Annotated in this window: 22 protein-coding genes and 1 pseudogene; 13 read left to right on the top strand and 10 right to left on the bottom strand. The window is 32.6% G+C overall.

Translation table 11 applies throughout. From position 1 onward, the window contains the following. Positions 1–86: 86 nt before the first annotated feature. Both ACXQH5_RS12780 and ACXQH5_RS12785 read left to right on the top strand, forming a co-directional pair. Positions 87–749: a hypothetical protein gene (locus ACXQH5_RS12780; protein ID WP_000394704.1), complete on the top strand. Its 663-nt coding sequence runs from the start codon at positions 87–89 to the stop codon at positions 747–749. A gap of 117 nt (positions 750–866) precedes the next feature. After that, positions 867–1,823 (top strand): prolipoprotein diacylglyceryl transferase, encoded by a 957-nt coding sequence (locus ACXQH5_RS12785; RefSeq protein ID WP_000956160.1) that lies wholly within the window; start codon positions 867–869, stop codon positions 1,821–1,823. A 789-nt stretch (positions 1,824–2,612) separates the two neighbouring features. Here ACXQH5_RS12785 and ACXQH5_RS12790 read toward each other — a convergent pair. Beyond that, entirely contained in the window at positions 2,613–2,714 is a 102-nt protein-coding gene (locus tag ACXQH5_RS12790; protein ID WP_001789518.1) for a hypothetical protein, read from the bottom strand. An 84-nt stretch (positions 2,715–2,798) separates the two neighbouring features. Here ACXQH5_RS12790 and ACXQH5_RS12795 point away from each other — a divergent pair, with 84 nt between their 5' ends. Next, entirely contained in the window at positions 2,799–4,187 is a 1,389-nt protein-coding gene (locus ACXQH5_RS12795) for an L-cystine transporter (protein WP_000991005.1), read from the top strand. A gap of 79 nt (positions 4,188–4,266) precedes the next feature. Here ACXQH5_RS12795 and nfsA read toward each other — a convergent pair whose 3' ends face one another. After that, on the bottom strand, positions 4,267–5,022 hold the full coding sequence (gene nfsA / locus ACXQH5_RS12800; protein WP_001279728.1) for an oxygen-insensitive NADPH nitroreductase: 756 nt from the start codon (positions 5,020–5,022) through the stop codon (positions 4,267–4,269). A gap of 491 nt (positions 5,023–5,513) precedes the next feature. Here nfsA and ahpC point away from each other — a divergent pair, with 491 nt between their 5' ends. The 5 genes from ahpC to ACXQH5_RS12825 all read left to right on the top strand — a co-directional run bounded on the left by ahpC (position 5,514) and on the right by ACXQH5_RS12825 (position 10,707). Beyond that, positions 5,514–6,083 (top strand): alkyl hydroperoxide reductase subunit C, encoded by a 570-nt coding sequence (gene ahpC, locus ACXQH5_RS12805; protein ID WP_000052781.1) that lies wholly within the window; start codon positions 5,514–5,516, stop codon positions 6,081–6,083. Positions 6,084–6,098: 15 nt separating this feature from the next. Next, positions 6,099–7,622: an alkyl hydroperoxide reductase subunit F gene (gene ahpF, locus ACXQH5_RS12810; RefSeq protein WP_000930507.1), complete on the top strand. Its 1,524-nt coding sequence runs from the start codon at positions 6,099–6,101 to the stop codon at positions 7,620–7,622. A 114-nt stretch (positions 7,623–7,736) separates the two neighbouring features. Then, a complete protein-coding gene (locus ACXQH5_RS12815) occupies positions 7,737–9,356 on the top strand; it encodes a hypothetical protein (protein ID WP_000887772.1) in 1,620 nt (539 codons plus the stop codon). Positions 9,357–9,428: 72 nt separating this feature from the next. Continuing rightward, positions 9,429–10,055 carry an NDxxF motif lipoprotein gene (locus ACXQH5_RS12820; protein WP_000746687.1) on the top strand — a complete coding sequence of 209 codons (627 nt, stop codon included), beginning with the start codon at positions 9,429–9,431 and terminating at the stop codon, positions 10,053–10,055. A 268-nt stretch (positions 10,056–10,323) separates the two neighbouring features. Next, entirely contained in the window at positions 10,324–10,707 is a 384-nt protein-coding gene (locus tag ACXQH5_RS12825) for a hypothetical protein (protein WP_000868253.1), read from the top strand. Between the two features lie 65 nt (positions 10,708–10,772). Here ACXQH5_RS12825 and ACXQH5_RS12830 read toward each other — a convergent pair whose 3' ends face one another. Beyond that, entirely contained in the window at positions 10,773–11,354 is a 582-nt protein-coding gene (locus ACXQH5_RS12830; RefSeq protein ID WP_000158385.1) for a histidine phosphatase family protein, read from the bottom strand. A 177-nt stretch (positions 11,355–11,531) separates the two neighbouring features. On the opposite strand from ACXQH5_RS12830, the gene ACXQH5_RS12835 reads away from it, so the two are divergent. Continuing rightward, a complete protein-coding gene (locus ACXQH5_RS12835; protein ID WP_000211678.1) occupies positions 11,532–11,741 on the top strand; it encodes a hypothetical protein in 210 nt (69 codons plus the stop codon). 37 nt (positions 11,742–11,778) lie between these two features. On the opposite strand, the gene ACXQH5_RS12840 is transcribed toward ACXQH5_RS12835, so the two are convergent. Continuing rightward, positions 11,779–12,033: a GlsB/YeaQ/YmgE family stress response membrane protein gene (locus tag ACXQH5_RS12840; RefSeq protein ID WP_000466742.1), complete on the bottom strand. Its 255-nt coding sequence runs from the start codon at positions 12,031–12,033 to the stop codon at positions 11,779–11,781. A 292-nt stretch (positions 12,034–12,325) separates the two neighbouring features. Here ACXQH5_RS12840 and ACXQH5_RS12845 point away from each other — a divergent pair, with 292 nt between their 5' ends. Then, positions 12,326–12,589, top strand: a complete 264-nt coding sequence (locus tag ACXQH5_RS12845; RefSeq protein WP_001055897.1) for a helix-turn-helix domain-containing protein — start codon at positions 12,326–12,328, stop codon at positions 12,587–12,589. A 137-nt stretch (positions 12,590–12,726) separates the two neighbouring features. Here the strand turns inward: ACXQH5_RS12845 and ACXQH5_RS12850 are convergent, their stop codons facing one another. From ACXQH5_RS12850 to selX, 3 genes are all read right to left on the bottom strand, one after another. After that, positions 12,727–13,299, bottom strand: coding sequence for a PepSY domain-containing protein (locus tag ACXQH5_RS12850; protein WP_000769719.1), 573 nt, complete (start codon positions 13,297–13,299; stop codon positions 12,727–12,729). A 180-nt stretch (positions 13,300–13,479) separates the two neighbouring features. After that, positions 13,480–13,848, bottom strand: a complete 369-nt coding sequence (locus tag ACXQH5_RS12855) for a YxeA family protein (RefSeq protein WP_000849172.1) — start codon at positions 13,846–13,848, stop codon at positions 13,480–13,482. Between the two features lie 368 nt (positions 13,849–14,216). Next, positions 14,217–14,828, bottom strand: coding sequence for a staphylococcal enterotoxin-like toxin X (gene selX, locus ACXQH5_RS12860; protein WP_000473142.1), 612 nt, complete (start codon positions 14,826–14,828; stop codon positions 14,217–14,219). Between the two features lie 205 nt (positions 14,829–15,033). Here selX and ACXQH5_RS12865 point away from each other — a divergent pair. After that, a pseudogene (locus tag ACXQH5_RS12865) lies at positions 15,034–15,749 on the top strand (tyrosine-type recombinase/integrase); the annotation flags it as partial. 38 nt (positions 15,750–15,787) lie between these two features. Then, the gene (locus ACXQH5_RS12870) at positions 15,788–16,726 is read left to right on the top strand and encodes an Abi family protein (RefSeq protein ID WP_078055966.1); all 939 of its coding nucleotides are present in this window, start codon (positions 15,788–15,790) and stop codon (positions 16,724–16,726) included. A gap of 265 nt (positions 16,727–16,991) precedes the next feature. On the opposite strand, the gene rpsR is transcribed toward ACXQH5_RS12870, so the two are convergent. The 3 genes from rpsR to rpsF are packed head-to-tail and all read right to left on the bottom strand — an operon-like array spanning position 16,992 to position 18,106. Then, positions 16,992–17,234 (bottom strand): 30S ribosomal protein S18, encoded by a 243-nt coding sequence (gene rpsR, locus ACXQH5_RS12875; protein ID WP_000897044.1) that lies wholly within the window; start codon positions 17,232–17,234, stop codon positions 16,992–16,994. A gap of 51 nt (positions 17,235–17,285) precedes the next feature. Beyond that, complete coding sequence (gene ssb / locus ACXQH5_RS12880) at positions 17,286–17,789, bottom strand: single-stranded DNA-binding protein (protein WP_000934799.1); 504 nt, start codon at positions 17,787–17,789, stop codon at positions 17,286–17,288. A 20-nt stretch (positions 17,790–17,809) separates the two neighbouring features. After that, complete coding sequence (rpsF, locus tag ACXQH5_RS12885) at positions 17,810–18,106, bottom strand: 30S ribosomal protein S6 (protein ID WP_001261460.1); 297 nt, start codon at positions 18,104–18,106, stop codon at positions 17,810–17,812. Positions 18,107–18,349: 243 nt separating this feature from the next. Between rpsF and ACXQH5_RS12890 the strand changes: the two genes are divergently transcribed. After that, the gene (locus ACXQH5_RS12890; protein WP_001052486.1) at positions 18,350–18,514 is read left to right on the top strand and encodes a hypothetical protein; all 165 of its coding nucleotides are present in this window, start codon (positions 18,350–18,352) and stop codon (positions 18,512–18,514) included. Positions 18,515–18,585 lie beyond the last annotated feature (71 nt).

An 18,585-nucleotide genomic window follows, 5' to 3' on the forward strand; every position in this document is an offset into this window, starting at 1 on the left:
TTTTTTATACCATTTAAAAGTTTATGAACAGTCTTTTACAGCAGTCGATTATGCTATAATATTATTTAAATTGGGGAGGTGTTCTTATGGAATTTAAAACCATTCAATCTGTCAAAGATCCACATTACAACGAAGCACTTAAACTTTACGATACTAAGTTAAATTTATCTTTAACTGAAGATAAACGTATCATCAAACGCTCATTAGAAAACAACAAAACTGAAAACGATTATGTCTTTATCGTAGGCTTAGAAAACGATGTTGTTGTCAGTCTAGCAACTGCACATTATGAAGCCACAACCAATTCAGCATTTTTAATTTATTTATTCGCAAAAGACCTACCCAACCATGATGAGTTAATGACACAAACATTACATCAAATTGAACATGAACTAAACTTATTATCAAACCTTGTTCATTCTAGAAGTATTAACTTTTTAATGATGGAAGTCCCTAAAGAACCTGCAGATTTAACACAAAATAATGGGCTCATTATTGAACACCGTAGACATTTTTTATACGAACATCAATTTGAAAGACAAACTGAAATTGATTACATTCATCCAACTAATGATGGTCACACTAAAAAAGTCGACCTATTTTTAAAGAAAAATATTAAACTGACAAAGGATATCTACGGTACAAGTGTTAAATCAAATTATATTTTGAAGTATGTATTTGCAAATGGTATCGCACGTGAAATTATTTATGCTTTATTAGAAGAAATGGATTTACGTAAACCATTTTAAACAAACTTGAAATCACTAACAATAACGTTTAAACTATGTATGAAGCAAGACTGACGTTTCACTGCCCGTAGACAAACGTCAGTATACATAAAGTATATGCAGAAAGGACTTTAAAGTATGTTAACTAAAGAATTTGCACAACGCGTAGAACTAAGTGAGAAGCAAGTCCGTAAAATTGTTCAACATTTAGAAGAACGTGGTTACCAACTAAGCAAGACTGAATATCGTGGTCGTGAAGCAACTGATTTCAAAGAAGAAGATATCGAGCTTTTCAAAGACATTGCCGACAAAGTAAAACAAACAAATAGTTATGATCTAGCGTTTGATGAATTAGAAAAAGAAAAAGACTTCCTGCAAGTCATTGTCAAAAACGATGACAAAAACTTACCTACTAATCAAAATGTCGCTCAACTAGTAGAAGATTTACGTCTAGAAATCCAGAAAATGCGCCAAGAACGTCACCTACTTGGTCAAATGATGAATCAAGTACATCAGCAACAACAAGAATTAAAAGAACTTCAAAATCAACTTACAACTAAAATCGATTCAAATAGTGAATCCTTAAAAGCCATCCAAACATCACAAGAGGCTATCCAAGAAGCACAAGCATCTCAAGCTAAAGTATTGGCTGAATCAACAAATAAAGTTGAAAGTAATGCTGTTACTGAAGATAAAGCTGACAGCAAAGATTCAAAGGTTGCTGGAGTGAATACATCAACAGACGCCAAGACGGATACTAAAGCAGAAAATGCAGGCGATGGCACTGCTACTAAAGTAGATAAAGAGGATCAAATTTCTGCAACTGAAGCAATTGAAAAAGCCAGCGTTGAGCAGTCTAAAAATGACAAAGCAGCTGAGACTTCAAATAAAGAAGCTACAGTAGATGCAGAAGCGCAACATGATGCTGAACAACAAGTAGCAGAAGCCCATGTAGAAGCTTCTAAACAAGCTACTTCGAACGATTCATCGGAAGCGAAAGCAGAAAATGACAGCACAGCTTCACAGTCTGAAATGGCAGAACCTAAACCTCAAGAAGAGAAAAAAGGTTTCTTCGCACGTTTATTCAACTTGTAAACTTGTGATTTGAACACAAATTTAATACTCAGTTATATATAGCTATGATTTAAAAACTGATCTTTTATAAACCTATAGAACTGTAATTTATTTTCAAATTTAATACTCAATTCATAAAACCTGAAACAAGCTGATATACTCCTTTCAATATCTACTTTTAAGAGAGCATATCAAACTAATTTGTTTCAGGTTTTTTAATTATTCATTATGATTAATATTGAATTTTGAATAAATTTTTGTAGTATGTTACTTTTAAATGGGATGGCTTCTGTGTATTCCTAAATAGATTCATCTTATAAGCCTATTCAATTTAAATGTTTGGTTGTGTTAGTAACTTACGAATCGCACAAGGGCACACTCATATTCACATTTACTACAAACGTCTTTTTGCTCAAACAAAAATATTTGTTTACGGTAGCTTTTGAACTACCACCTGCACACACGAACCCTCACAAGATGCTAATTTTGATTCAACAGAATTTTTTACAACGTGTTTGTTCGAAGCGTCTTTTCAAGGTTGATCATTTATTATCTTTTTATTCAATAAATATGAGGTTAGCAATTTTTATCAAACCGCCATAGCCACATCTCGATTCAAGGATACATTTGTTTTCTCATATCTTATCTCTCATGACAGTGCACGATATATATCTTTTCCAAATATTCATCACTTTTTTCCCGTTAAAATCATTTCTAGTATTAACGCTTTAATGACAACTTATTTAATTTATTGCATTTAATACCTTGCTTCATTTTCAAATATTAACTTTAATCGACTAGCTCACAACACTATTTACCCTTTCCACCTATCACTACTGAATTCAAAACGATTTGTTTACAAATTCCCTTATGCCAACGGTCGAATTTCATCATGTTTACATTTAATTGCAAATGCCCTCTTGAAATATTTTAAAATTAATATTATTCTCAGCATACTAGTCGGAATTATATTCAAAAATTTGAGGAGTGACGTTCATGAATGCTTTTCTTACACTGATCAATATTATTGTATTGGTGATTTTCATCGTAATATTGCACATGATGGCTCGTAAACATATATCTTTTGCGAAACGTGTGTTTACAGCTTTAGGTATCGGCATTGTATTTGGCGTGTTACTACATCTTGCCTATGGCACACATTCTAATGTCATTACATCAACAAGTGACTGGTTCAACATTGTCGGACAAGGTTACGTTGCATTGTTGCAAATGATTGTTATGCCTTTAATTTTCATTTCTATTGTCGCTGCATTCACTAAAATTCAAATCGGAGAAAAGTTTGCTAAAATTGGTAGTCTCATTTTTATCTTTTTAATCGGCACTGTCACGATTGCTGCGATTGTAGGAGTTGTGTATGCCTTGGTGTTTGGTTTAGACGCATCAACAATTAATCTTGGCAACGCTGAACAAGCACGTGGAAGCGAAATTGCTAAACAAGCAAAGGATTTAACAGCACATACGTTACCACAACAAATTTTGGAATTATTGCCTAAAAATCCATTCTTAGATTTCACTGGACAACGTGCAACTTCCACGATTGCTGTCGTGATATTTGCTTCGTTTATAGGATTTGCTTATTTACGCGTAGCACGCAAACAATCTGATCATGGTGAATTGCTTAAGCGTGCGATTGACGCTATCTATTCACTAGTAATGGCGATTGTGACGTTCGTCTTACGTTTAACGCCATACGGTGTATTAGCAATTATGGCCAACACGTTATCGACAAGTGACTTTGGTGCCATTTGGACTTTAGGAAAATTCTTAATCGCATCGTACGCTGCATTAATTACGATGTATATCATTCACTTAGTTATTTTAAGTCTGTTAGGCATTAGCCCAATTCGCTATGTTAAAAAGACTTTGGAAGTATTAATCTTTGCATTCACATCACGCTCAAGCGCGGGCGCCTTACCACTGAATATACAAACACAAACAAGACGTCTAGGCGTGCCGGAGGGTATTGCCAATTTCGCTGCGACATTTGGATTGTCGATTGGACAAAATGGTTGTGCAGGCATTTATCCTGCCATGCTTGCAATCATGGTCGCACCCGTCGCTAATGTAGAAATTGATTTACAATTTATTGTAACGTTAATCGCTGTCGTGATTATTAGTTCATTCGGCGTTGCTGGCGTCGGTGGCGGGGCTACATTTGCATCCATATTGGTGTTGTCAACGTTAAACTTGCCAGTCGCTTTAGCCGGTGTGCTCATCTCCGTTGAACCATTGATTGACATGGGGAGAACAGCATTAAACGTGAACGATTCAATGCTAGCTGGTACAGGTACCGCCAAGTTAACTAAACATTGGGACAAAGATACTTTCGAATCAAATGATAATGCTGCATTAACTTCACACTAATTCATTGCAAGAAATACCCGCCCCCTCTAGCTATACTTATCATTTTAAGCTAGAGGGGGCGGGTTATTTTGGTATCTTGCTATCGCTGTATTAAGCCTGATTTTTGCAATTGTTCTAACATATCTAATCTTGCTTTGTTTCCTAGGAACATCTCAATTTGCTGCGACCATGTTTCTTTGCGATTCCCGTTTGTACGTTGATCATAGTACTCGCTGATTGTCTGATCGTAATCTGCCATTTGTGCATACTGTGTTTCCTTATCAGCATGATACTTATTATGATGGAAGACATGGTCAAATGGTAAGCGTGGCTTGGCTGCACCATTTTCGTCATCTGCGGGTTCCCCTACTGCCATACCAAATACCGGGAAGACATAGTCAGGTAAGTCTAAAATTTCTCGAACGCGTTCAACATCATTTCTTAATGATCCTAAAAAGACAATGCCATACCCCATATCTTCAGCAGTTACCGCAATATTTTCGGCAACTAATGCTGCATCGATTGCACCTACTAGCAAACCTTCCGTTGAACCATATGCATTTTCCATATCAGTTTCAGCATGTTGATCAACTAAATGATGACGATAATAATCAATAACAAAGACGAATAAATAGCCATTTTCTACAACATAAGGTTGACCAGAAACTTCTCGTAAATTTTCTTTAATCTTCTCATCGTCGATACCAATAATTGAGTATGCTTGTAGGAAACTTGACGTCGAAGCGCTTTGTCCAGCTTCTACCAATTTCTTAACAACGTCTTCACTTAAAGGTTTATTCTTAAATTTTCTAACAGAATGATGCTTTTTCACAAGATTATATACATGATCTGACACGTTATCCACTCCTCGATACTTTACAGTTAATTAAAAATCTTCATATTGCAATTGTACACGTCCAAACTTTTTTATAGCAATTATTTGCTTATAAGTTAATAATTGAACTTTCAAAAATATTGTCTCGTACTTAAAAAATCCAGCTTCTCACGCATTACCTTCATCCATCTCGAACAAATATTCTCACGCCATTATCAATAAGGTTGACTTAGTTGAGAATACAAATCTTCTTTTTTTACATTTTTTACATTAAAATCAAGATATTAAATATAGACACAACCTTTTAAATCATCGACTACAAAATCCATTATCAAAGCACTTTATATTATCTTTCTTTATTTTAAAAGTAATCGTTCACTTTACAAAGTTATCCAGTTGACTATTCTGGATCAAAATGTAATAATGCTAACTAAGAGATTAGAATTATTATAATTAAGCACAATCAATTGATAGTTCTAATTCATACTTAAATTCTTAGGAGGAAGATATTTATGTCATTAATTAACAAAGAAATCTTACCATTTACAGCGCAAGCTTTCGATCCAAAAAAAGATCAATTTAAAGAAGTTACACAAGAAGATTTAAAAGGTTCTTGGAGCGTAGTATGCTTCTATCCTGCTGACTTCTCATTTGTTTGTCCAACTGAATTAGAAGACTTACAAAACCAATATGAAGAATTACAAAAATTAGGCGTAAATGTATTCTCAGTATCAACTGATACTCACTTCGTACACAAAGCATGGCATGACCATTCAGATGCAATTAGCAAAATCACTTACACTATGATTGGTGACCCATCACAAACAATCACTCGTAATTTTGATGTATTAGATGAAGCTACTGGTTTAGCTCAACGTGGTACATTCATTATCGACCCAGACGGTGTTGTACAAGCATCTGAAATTAACGCTGACGGAATTGGCCGTGACGCTAGTACACTAGCTCACAAAATCAAAGCAGCTCAATATGTTCGTAAAAACCCTGGCGAAGTATGCCCAGCTAAATGGGAAGAAGGCGCTAAAACATTGCAACCCGGTTTAGATTTAGTAGGTAAAATCTAAGGAGGCATTACAACCATGCTTAATGCTGATTTAAAACAACAACTTAAACAATTATTAGAACTAATGGAGGGCAACGTTGAATTCGTTGCCAGCCTTGGTTCAGATGATAAATCTAAGGAACTCAAAGAATTATTAACAGAAATTTCTGATATGTCATCTAGACTTTCACTTTCTGAAAAGTCTTTAAAACGTACACCAAGTTTCTCAGTCAATCGTCCTGGCGAAGAAACAGGTGTAACATTTGCAGGTATTCCATTAGGTCACGAGTTTAACTCACTTGTTTTAGCAATTTTACAGGTTAGTGGTCGTGCACCTAAAGAAAAGCAGTCAATCATTGACCAAATTAAAAACTTAGAAGGTTCATTCCATTTTGAAACATTCATTAGTTTAACGTGTCAAAAATGTCCTGATGTCGTTCAAGCACTTAACTTAATGAGTGTGATCAACCCTAACATCACGCATTCTATGATTGATGGTGCGGTGTTCCGTGAAGAATCTGAAAACATCATGGCAGTTCCTGCTGTCTTTTTAAATGGTGAAGAATTTGGCAATGGTCGTATGACAATCCAAGATATTCTTTCTAAACTAGGTAGTACGGCAGATGCATCTGAGTTTGAAAATAAAGAACCTTATGATGTCTTAATCGTTGGTGGTGGTCCTGCTAGTGGTAGTGCAGCGATTTACACAGCACGTAAAGGTTTACGTACTGGTATAGTTGCTGATCGTATCGGTGGCCAAGTTAATGATACTGCTGGTATTGAGAACTTCATTACTGTTAAAGAAACAACTGGTTCTGAATTTTCTTCTAACTTAGCAGCGCACATTGAACAATATGACATTGATGCAATGACAGGCATTCGTGCTACAGATATCGAAAAGACTGACGAAGCAATTAAAGTTACGTTAGAAAACGGTGCTGTCTTAGAAAGTAAAACAGTCATTATCGCTACTGGTGCAGGTTGGCGTAAGCTAAACATTCCAGGTGAAGAGCAATTGATTAATAAAGGTGTTGCATTCTGCCCTCACTGTGACGGACCTCTATTTGAAAATAAAGACGTAGCAGTTATCGGTGGCGGTAACTCTGGAGTTGAAGCAGCAATTGACCTTGCTGGTATAGTTAATCACGTAACATTATTCGAATTCGCTAGCGAATTAAAAGCAGACAACGTGTTACAAGATCGTTTACGTTCTTTATCAAATGTTGATATCAAAACAAATGCCAAAACTACTGAAGTTGTCGGAGAAGACCATGTTACAGGTATACGTTACGAAGACATGAGCACCGGCGAAGAACATCTACTTAACTTAGATGGTATCTTTGTTCAAATTGGTTTACTTCCAAACACATCATGGTTAAAAGATGCTGTTGAATTAAACGAACGTGGTGAAATTGTTATTGATCGTAACAATAATACTAACGTACCTGGAATATTCGCAGCTGGCGATGTCACAGATCAGAAGAACAAACAAATTATTATTTCAATGGGCGCTGGTGCAAATGCAGCATTAAATGCCTTTGACTATATTATCAGAAACTAAAGTTTCATTCATTCCACTGACAGTATCTTACATTTGTTAAGATGCTGTTATTTTTTTATCCCGACATAAAATCATGTTATGATAAACTTAATATATACAACGAGGTGTGCAAAAATGCTTGATGTTCATTTTATATACCCAGGAAAATTACAAAATGCATGCGAATATTTTAATTTACCGACCCAAAAAGAAGGATTTGAAGTCACGATTCATGCTTTACGCCCTGAAAGTATACATAAAATTTATCATGATATGGATAAGACAGAACAAAGATTTATAGAAACACTTATATCTAAGGGTAACCCTGTCACAATCGTAAATAGCCGTGATGTTAATATTTTAAAGCTAACAAATCACCTAGGTTTTGTTTATCAACTTAACGAAGATGAGTTCTTTGTAAATAATTTCTTTTTAAGATATATCAATTCAGAGGTACTAGATAATGCATATGGTGAATTCGAATCGTTAGATACAATAAACCATATGAATTTAAATGAAGAAGCCTTTCGTGTAAGACAGCATACGCGCTTAAACGATGTCACATTAGAACATGCTTTACTGTTAAAAACTAATGACGAGCTAAAAACAATATGCAGGCAGTATGGTATCAAAGGATTCTCAAATAAAAACAAACAAAATCTTGTTGAATTAATTATGACAGCATTTTTCAATAATAATCACATCATTGAACAAGTGTTTACTAATGCTACTCTATTTGAGTTTGATATTCTTTCTAGCATACTTGAAAGTGATGCTAACTACCGATTAAACAATGAACTAATTGAATTTGAAAAGCTACAATTAATAAATTTTGACAACTTTTTAACTAGTCATTTTTATTATTATTACGACTTTGAATATGATTGTCTTATTTTGCCAAATGATGTGCGTAAACATATTGAAAATTTCGTGAATCAATTCGGCAATGGTGATTTTGAGAAAGCTGTAAATCAGTTTGTTGACGAGCAAACAATTGAGAAAAGTTTAGCAGAGTTTGAAAACGCGTTAGAGTTATCATTTATGGACGACGAAGTTGACTTAGATATGTTACTTAAAGATGATGACTTTGAAGATTTTGGTACAACCGATAGCTTAAGAAGTGATGCAATCACTCAATTGATTTCTGAGATTAAGAAAGGATTAATAGATAAAAAAGATATTTTACCTCTTCGTATTATACTTGGTTCTGTAAACTTGTATGGTATTTTATCAACTAATCATCTACTATATCTCACACAAAGATTTTATGACGCTACTTTTAGTAAAGAAGAGTTGCAATATAGCTTAGATACTTTAGCTGGTACTGAGCTATATTATATTGAAGATGACTTCGTGTTTCACCCTGTGTTATTTGATGTTGTCGAGTCTGAGGCGTCAGGCATTGATATTTCTGATGAAGGATACTATGTACCAGCTTCTGTTGAGGAATTAATCTATTATGATAGACACCACTATTTGAAATCTGATTCAGAAATTAAAGCGTTCACAAGTTATCTACGCAAACAAATCAATATGAAAAATGATATTGAGAAGGAAAAGTATGTGAATGAAATCATTATGCTTTTACGTACGATACCTACATCTAAATTGATACAACCAATTATGCAGTTATTTATAGATAATGCTATCCTTAACAACGTCCAAAATGATGCATTATTGATAGAAAAAGCAACTCATGCACGTAATCATTTACGTCTATGGTCATTGCAAGGTCATCGTAACATTCCAAACTAATTCAACGTTACTCTATTAAACATGAATACATATTTTTTCAATTAAAGATAAACTAAGGAGTTATATTACATTATGAAAAAGAGATTACTACTAAGTACATTTTTAGCATCGACATTAATTCTTACAGGTTGCGCGTCCGATCAATCTGATAACGAAGATCATCACACAAGTACTGGCATCCATGCACCTAAAAGCGCTAAAAAATTAGAAACAAAAGATATCTTTAACTCAGATAAGAAAAATAGTGATATTAGTGATGCAGAGATGAAGCAAGCTATAGAAAAGTATTTGTCTGTAAATAGCGATATACTTGATAACAAATATATAATGCAACATAAACTAGATAAACAAATTGACAGTCAAACAAAAGTGACTGAAAAACAAGCAGAAACACTTAGCCACTTATCTAACTTAGCTGTTAAAAACGATTTGCATTTCAAGAAATTTGTCACTGAAAACAATATTCCTAAAGAATATAAGAAACCCGTTGAATTAATGATGAATTACTTCAAAGCTTTAAATAGTACAATCGCCAATGTTGATGAAGATATTGAAAAGCTTAGCTATCAACCGCAAAATAAAATCAATGTAGTCGACGTGCCAACAAAATATGCCGGTGATGTTAATAAAAAGCAACAAGATAAAATTAAAGATTTCTTAAAATCTAAAGGTATCAAAAGTGATGTTATCGATAAATAACTGAATGCCATCATTGCGACATGTAACACATCATTACATGAGCTTTAATTCATGACAATTCTTTATCTTTAAAAGTGACTAATCTTTAAAACAATACATTTTAACCAATACCATACCATTTTGCATCAAGCAGCTTATTACTGTTTGATGCTTTTTTATTGGTCTTAAATTCTCTATCCATCCTAAAATCCCCATTAATTGACGCATTTGACTATATCCCTAACATATTTCATACTTATATTGACTCTATAAACAAAGGATGGTCATGATGAAAGTTCGAATTACTTTTATTATTTTAGCAATTTTATCGACGATTGTTTGCTTGTTCTTAGCAGCAATGCATCCAACAGGACCAAACACAGTAACTTTTGAACAGCCATATTTATTCACCCTCAACATCATTATAATGGTATTAGTCGCATTACCTTCACTTGTTTTAGCTATATATGATTATATGAGTTTTAGAATTTCTTCTGCTCTTTTACAATTTCTAGGGGCGATCTCTTGGTTCTTTTTATCATTGATATTATCGCTCACACAATTTACACCTTTTACATTAGCGTCATTTATAACTTCAATTATTTTGTTCGTAAGCGCAATTATCACATTAGCTATTGGTGATAAGTCTGTTGATAAGAATGATTCCCATTAAATTCCAAATGCAAAAAAGGTTCTGAAGGACGCTATAAAACACAGCTTTTCAGAACCTCTATACTTCTATTCAATGATATATGGTTTGCAATTTTCAACTTTTAAATCCACAGCTTCTTCCCGTGAAACGTTATTAAAATAAACCATTAAACAACGAATGACAACTTGATGTGCAACAATGACGATATCATCTTTTTGTGTATCTTCATTGACAACATGATTCATAAAATGTTCTACGCGTTGATATACATCTTCATAACTTTCTCCTTCAGGCGCTTTTTGTGAAAAACTATGACGAAAGTCTTTAAAGTTTGGATCATTGAAATATTTTTCATATTTCGGATTCGCACTGATTTCATCTTTATATTCACCCTCAAATACGCCAAGTGAACGTTCTCTTAATAGAGGCGTAGTCGTTGATGCAATGTCATATGGAAAAATATGTTCAAACGTTTGCTGTGTTCTTAATAAGTCTGAAACATATACATGTTTAATCTGTTTCTCTTTAAAATAATCACATAAATCGTCTGCACTTTTTGTGCCAGTTTCCGTTAACGGCACATCTAATTGTCCACAAAAATAAGATCTAAAATGTTTATTATCATAATTCGATTTTGATTCGCCATGTCTAACTAAATAAATCGTCATAATATTACTCCTTACCTTATGTATTTCATATCTACCATAACACTTTGACTACTAATTCGATATCAATCTTAATATTCTATTCTAAAAAAATAATTAATTCATATTTTAAATTAATGACTCTAAAAATAGTATTGTCTTTAATCAAGTGATGTGTTACTATATGGGTGTAGTTCTTAAATGACTACACAGTCTTTTATATTCATGAACATAATACTCCTGGATGGCGCAACCCAACGTCATCCTTTTTTTATTTGTCAAATACTCGCTTTTTTATTTCCAACCTCTCCTCATGTTAATTTATTACTTTTTAATCCTATCTTACCTACATTTTTAAATATTATAATACATATTGACCATTTTCACGCAAATAAAAAAGATGACAACTGAATGCCATCTTGATTTCAATTCAACCAAGTTGAATATTTTATTTTTTACGAACAGCTCTTAAAATTAAAGTTACCAGTGCAATTAAGATAATTGAACCAATTAAAGCTGGTAAGATGTAAATGCTTCCTAGTTCAGGACCCCAATGTCCTAATAATGTTCCACCTAACCATGATCCAATAATACCTGCGATAATATTACCTAAAATACCACCTGGGATATCTTTACCCATAATAGCACCAGCAGCCCATCCAATTAAGCCACCGACAATTAACATTCCAATAAATCCAAACATAATTTTCAGTCTCCTTTTTCTATTTATTTTGCGTTATTCTAAGTAGTACCCGTTATTAGACTTTCTAAAACAAATTCAATTATTTTTATCTAAATATTTTTCAAAGTAGTAATTGAATATCAATTTTATTCAATGTAGCTATCGTTATTTAAAGTCTCTGTACCGGTAATATCATATACATTATTTTTTCTGGCGAATTCATAGCTTGATTATTTTATGTTATAGGACTAGAATATACACATATTATTAGAGCATCTTTGAATTTTAAATCAAGAAGCGAGGTTAATGAACAATGAATATGCATATTTTATATAACTTACGAACTAAACATAATTTAGAAATTGACGAATTAGCACAACAATTAAATGAGAAATATGGTACTAAATATGAAGCACATCAAATTTGGGAATGGGAGAATCATCACCATGAACCTAAATTTAAAGATGCCATGCATTTAGCTGATTTCTTTGATGCACCATATGAAATGTTTTTAGAAAGTAAGGTTAAAGAATATCAGAAACATTTAGAAGAAGTCGATATTCGCATGGATAAATAGATGCAAATAAACCCTCACAACACGTTAGGCATATATCCTTTCAAATCTATACTGGATATATTACATTGCGTTGCGAGGGTATTTTAATAATTAATATGAATTAAGACATGTTATTATCATTAGTATTACGACATATTTTAGTGATCTTGCTCACTCTTTAATACTTTACCGTTTTTAGCATCAACAGTAACTTCTTGTTTTTTATTACCTTTTTTCAAATCGATATTGTAAACAAGTTTGCCATCATCTTTTTCAAGTGACCATTCTTTAATATCACCATCAAATTCTTTTTGTCCTTCTTTAATGGCTTTTTTGTAATCTATAGCATCGCTATATTTAAAGTTATCATTTTCATTCACTGTATCTTCTTTTTCAGTCTTTTTGTTAATCACTTTTTTATTTTTATCAGCAACAAGTACTTCTGACTCTTCATCAGATTTTTGTTGCGTCACTTTATAAGCCCATTCACCATTAGAATTTTCAAATGAAATTCCTTTCAACTTTTGGCCTTTGTAAGTTTCTTCAGCTTTTTTCACAGCATCTTCTGGGCTTGTTTTAACATCTTTTAATGCAATAACATCTTTTGTTGTATTAGTGTCTTGATTAGTATTTGACTCTGTTGATTTTGTTTCATCTTTTGGAGTATCATTGCCACATGCAGTAAGCACCACCGCTGACATTGATAACACTGCTAATGATTTTAATTTCATAATATCACTCTCTCTTCCTTTTTTTGAAACTCATAACAAAAGCTTATATGCTATATAGATTGTATTACCCCTTGTTTTTAATTCTATTCATAATTATTACAAATTTTTTTAAATTACTCTTCATGTGTCACTTCATTTCGTACTCATCTTTAAAATGAACCATGTAATATAAACCCGTTATTATCGCCTCAATTTGGCTAATGCTTTCTTTGGTACTTCTTCCTTTTCAACTTCTTCAAAAGTTTCTACATGATGACCTTTATGTGTAATTTTCAAGTATCTATGCGGTTTAACATCAAATGTAGCAGTATACATTAATTGCGTCTCTTTCCCTTCTTTATTAAAAGCACTTTGACTATAACTTCGGAGTTGATTATCTATTCTAGTAGACACCTCTGTCGTTTTAACATAAGAAACATCTTCCTTTACTAATGGGTTAAATTGATCTGTTATACCATGAGAGTCTATTGTTTTTAAAATGAATAAAGTAGCATAAGCGCCAATGATAGTAAGTGCAAGATATGTTATTGTTTTTAAAATCGTTTTCAAAAGATCACCTCTGACAAAATATAAAATAGGATGTCTCTGAAAACAACTTACATAATTGTAATTAAAATGTAAGTCTTAGGAGAAAATGATGGTATTTGAATCTGAAAGATACGAATCGTTTTTAAACTAAGTTATTTTATAGGGACTTTATTATGGAATTGAAAGAAGTTAATTTTAAGGTTGTCGAATGTAAAAACATATTGATTAACCATAAAAGAGAAATTATTTTTGTAGATTTCGGCATAAACGTCATTAAAGAATTTTCTATATGATGGTGCTAATCATAACAAAGAAAGCTAGGCACCTTTAGATACCTAACTTTCAAAGTATTAGCGATAAAACACTGTATATACTAATTTAACTTAATTTCAAACTTGTTCAATGTCATTAACACTTTTCACAAGATCAAAAGTGACATTTTCCACATCAGCTGTATTAATTTCTACATTTTCCCTATTCTTTTGTAGCTCTTTATGCGACTCTAATGTATATTTACCGCCATTCTTTGTATTTATGACGATGTTACCTTTAGGCAAATGTTCTCCCATATATAAGCCATAAGAAATATGAGCAAATCTTATAATATGATCCAATTCTTTTAAAGTGACAACTTCTTTATTAAGAGTAATGTTCCTCTTAGGTGTATACACTCTGCCAGCAACTGTGTATGTACCTTCTAAATGTATGCGAACTTGATTTCCATTTAAAGGTCTCTCTGAATAAACCCAATTCCTAGATTTATTAGATTTTCCGTTTATTGTATTTTTACTGTATCTATCGTACAGTTTTTTAACCAAAGCTTTTTCCGAATTATTTGGTACTTCTTCAACTTTTTGGAATTGTTTATCTTGTACACTTGAGGAATTTTGTGTTGACGCGTCTGCTTTTGGATATATTCCAAATGTTCCCCCATAGATGATACCTAGCGATAGAATAGATTTTAATACGATTGAATTTTTCGAATGATGTTTTTTGAACATATTTAACTACCTCCTTGATGTAAAGCTTTATTTGCTACAATTATAAAAATAATAGACGTGTTCATGAATTAAATTCATCTTAACTCTTGATTAACTTTAATTTGCTACCACTCTGAATTTAATAACTATAAATCGTTTACACATAATTGGACTAAATCTAAGAGAATAGAATTTATTAATTTATAATAGTAAGCAATTCAAAGTTATATGTGTAATAGATAAAATAGATATCCCTATAGTGATGCGTTACTAGCTGAACGTAATAACACTTTAGAAGATAATGTAGTGAAAGAAATACCGGATTGTTTCGACTATGTAATTAAGTATAAAAATACCCAACGACAAAACGTAATTATAAAGTGGTAAAAGCTATGGTACAGTTTCAAATTGCTAATGGCATGCGTATCGGTGAGCTACTTGCAATAAAGAGAGAAAATATAAACTATGAAGATAAAACGCTAGATATCGATGGTACAATTAATTGGATAACTGAAAAAAAGACGGGAGCATTCGGAGTAAAGGAGACAACTGAAAGAAGTAATAGCTATAGGGCCATAGGGCTCACTATCCAAAGCATCAACATACTAAGAACACTTATGCTTGGAATGATAAGTTTATTAATATAGGGTACATATTCACAAATGTAGCTGGTGGTCCTATCGACTTAAACAAAATAAATAACATTATTAAAGGGGGCACTATCAAAGAGACAACTGAGATTAGTTCTATTAAGAAACCTGTAACGACGCATACATTACATCATTCGCATATATCTACACTTGCTCAATTAGGAATTAACTTAAAAGCAATACAAGAGCATGTAGGTCATTCTGATTATAAAAAAATCTAGAGATATACACACATGTTACTAATCAGATGGCGAAAGATATGATGAATAAATTTGAACGATTGGGGAGTTAATATTGGAAAAAGATGATACACTAGCAGAAATTAAGCCTATGCTCAATTTTGATGAGCAAATAGCGAAATTAAAACAGATGAATATATTTTTTAATATTATTGACACCGAAAAAGCAAATGAAATTCTTAGAAAAAATAATTACTTCTTCAAACTAGCTTATTTCCGAAAAAATTTCGAAAAAAAGAATGGCGGCTATTTCATAGAATTTGCTTATTTATCAGATTTAGCAACTATAGATATGAAATTAAGATACACAATGTTGCATTTAACTTTAGATATTGAACATAGTTTAAAGTGTCTAGTCTTAAAACTAATAACAGAAAATAACCAAGAAGATGGTTATAAAATAATAGATGAGTTCTTATGTATTGATAAATCATATAGCAATTCAAATTTTGACACAAATTCAAGAACACCAGAAGAAGTTATGGAAACCAAAATCAAAAATAAAAACGAAATATTCAAGCATATGAATAAACGAGGACAACTACCCGAGAAGTTGAATAAATACTATCAAAATCCACCCGCATGGGTTTGCATTGAATTCATGCAACTAGGTCAATTCGTTTCGTTTCTCAACTTCTATTACAAGAAGTACAATGACGAAGAATTGAGAGTTGCTAATATTTTAATGCCTTTAGTTAAAAATATAAGAAACAAATCAGCTCATAACCAACCCATCATAGCAAATCTAAATTATGACAGTAGATCTCCTCAATATTTATTTGAAAAAGGGAATAATATAGGCATATCTAGAAACATGTTCGGAATAAAAAATTTCATAGATACTTTCGCTACGCTAGAATTGCATAATCAAGTTTGTAGTAATGCAATTATCCAAGCAAGATATCACGATTTGGACCAACTTCAAAAGCGATATAAAAGAAACGAAAGCTATTATAAAAATGCATTAGCTATCAAAAGATTTTTTATAGCTTTAGATAAAATTATTGACTTCAACAGACCAAAAGTATAAACTGTCTAGTGAGGAAAGAGACTTATAGGTCTCGCGAGTTATTTTAATTCGTATGCAAGAAAAAGAAGAGCTATGCATTTTATTTAAAATGCGTAGTTCTTTTTTTATGCATCTAAATTCATATTATTTTTGCAATATAAACATATCTTTGTGCAAATCCCGAACACAAAACATTCATATCATCCTTTTTTGCTCTTTTTCTATATCCCAAAACACAAAAAGCCCCGTAAGCCTATGCCTACGGGGTTTGACAATAAATTATATATTATTGTTCTTCTTTAACATATGGTAATAATGCCATATGACGAGAACGTTTGATAGCTGTAGTCAACATACGTTGATATTTAGCTGAAGTACCAGTTACACGACGTGGTAAAATTTTACCGCGCTCTGAGATAAAACGTTTTAATAATTCAGTGTCTTTGTAGTCGATATGTGTAATACCATTTGCTGTGAAATAGCATACTTTTTTACGACGACGTCCGCCTCTTCTTGGTCCACCTGCCATGATTGTGTGCCTCCTTTGATAATTTTTTCGCTTTAATTTCGTTAATTTTTATTAGAATGGTAAGTCATCATCACTTATATCAATCGGTCCGTTTGCATTTGCAAATGGATTATCAGATTGTTTCGTGTTTGATGAATTGTTGTACGAATTGTTTTGTCCTGATTGTTGACCACCGAATCCTTGACCGTAATCTTGGAATTCATTTTGTTGACGTTGGCCACCATTTTGTTGCGCATTTTTAGGTTCAAGGAATTGAACGCTATCACACACAACTTCAGTAACAAACACACGACGACCTTCTTGATTTTCATAATTACGGGATTGTAAGCGACCATCTACACCAGCTAAACTACCTTTAGATAAATAGTTATTTACATTATCTGCTTGTCTTCTAAAAACAACACAGTTAATAAAATCTGCTTCGCGCTCCCCTTGAGCATTCGTGAACGTACGATTTACTGCAAGAGTGAATGTCGCTACACTCACACCTGAGGGAGTGGTTCTGTATTCCGGATCTTTCGTTAAACGACCTACTAATACAACTCTATTTAGCATTTAAACGCCCCCTCTAATTATTACTTGTCTTCGTCTTCACGAATAACCATGTAACGAATGATATCGTCACTGATTTTAGCTAGACGTTGGAATTCGTCAGTAGCTTTGTTGTTATCAGATTTAACACGTACGATGTTGTAGAAGCCATCTTTGAAATCATTGATTTCATAAGCTAGGCGACGTTTACCCCAGTCTTTTGCTTCTAAAACTTCTGCACCTTCAGTAGCTAAGATACCGTTGAAACGTTCAACTAACGCTTTTTTAGCATCTTCCTCAATGTTTGGGCGTACGATGTACATAACTTCATATGTTCTCATTTTATATTTGCACCTCCTTGTGGTCTATACGGCTTATCAATCTTAAAACAGATAAGCAAGGAATAATTTTCATTACTCACAATAAAGAATTATATCATGCGCCATTACTTTTTACAATAATAATTCAAACTACTCTTCATATCATTTTTGACATTAATTCATTTGAAATTTTCTATGATATTTTTAAAAATACACTTCACAAAAGCGAACACATGTTCTATAATGGTTGTGAGGTGGTAAGGAATGAATTTAAATATTGATTGGTCTAAAGATTTTCAAGAATTCCAAGAGATACTTAATAGTGGCATTCATCCTGAATGGCTTTATTGTGCAAAGGCTAATCTTGTTTTAGAGCCTTCTTATACTGGCGAAGGCAAACAATTTTTCAGCACTCAAGATATTATGTAAATGTCAATATAAAAATGTACATAAATGATTGTATAAGAATGTACAAAATTGTTTGCTAAGTAATTTCCTTC

The sequence above is a fragment of the Staphylococcus sp. SA22 genome (assembly GCF_054165785.1).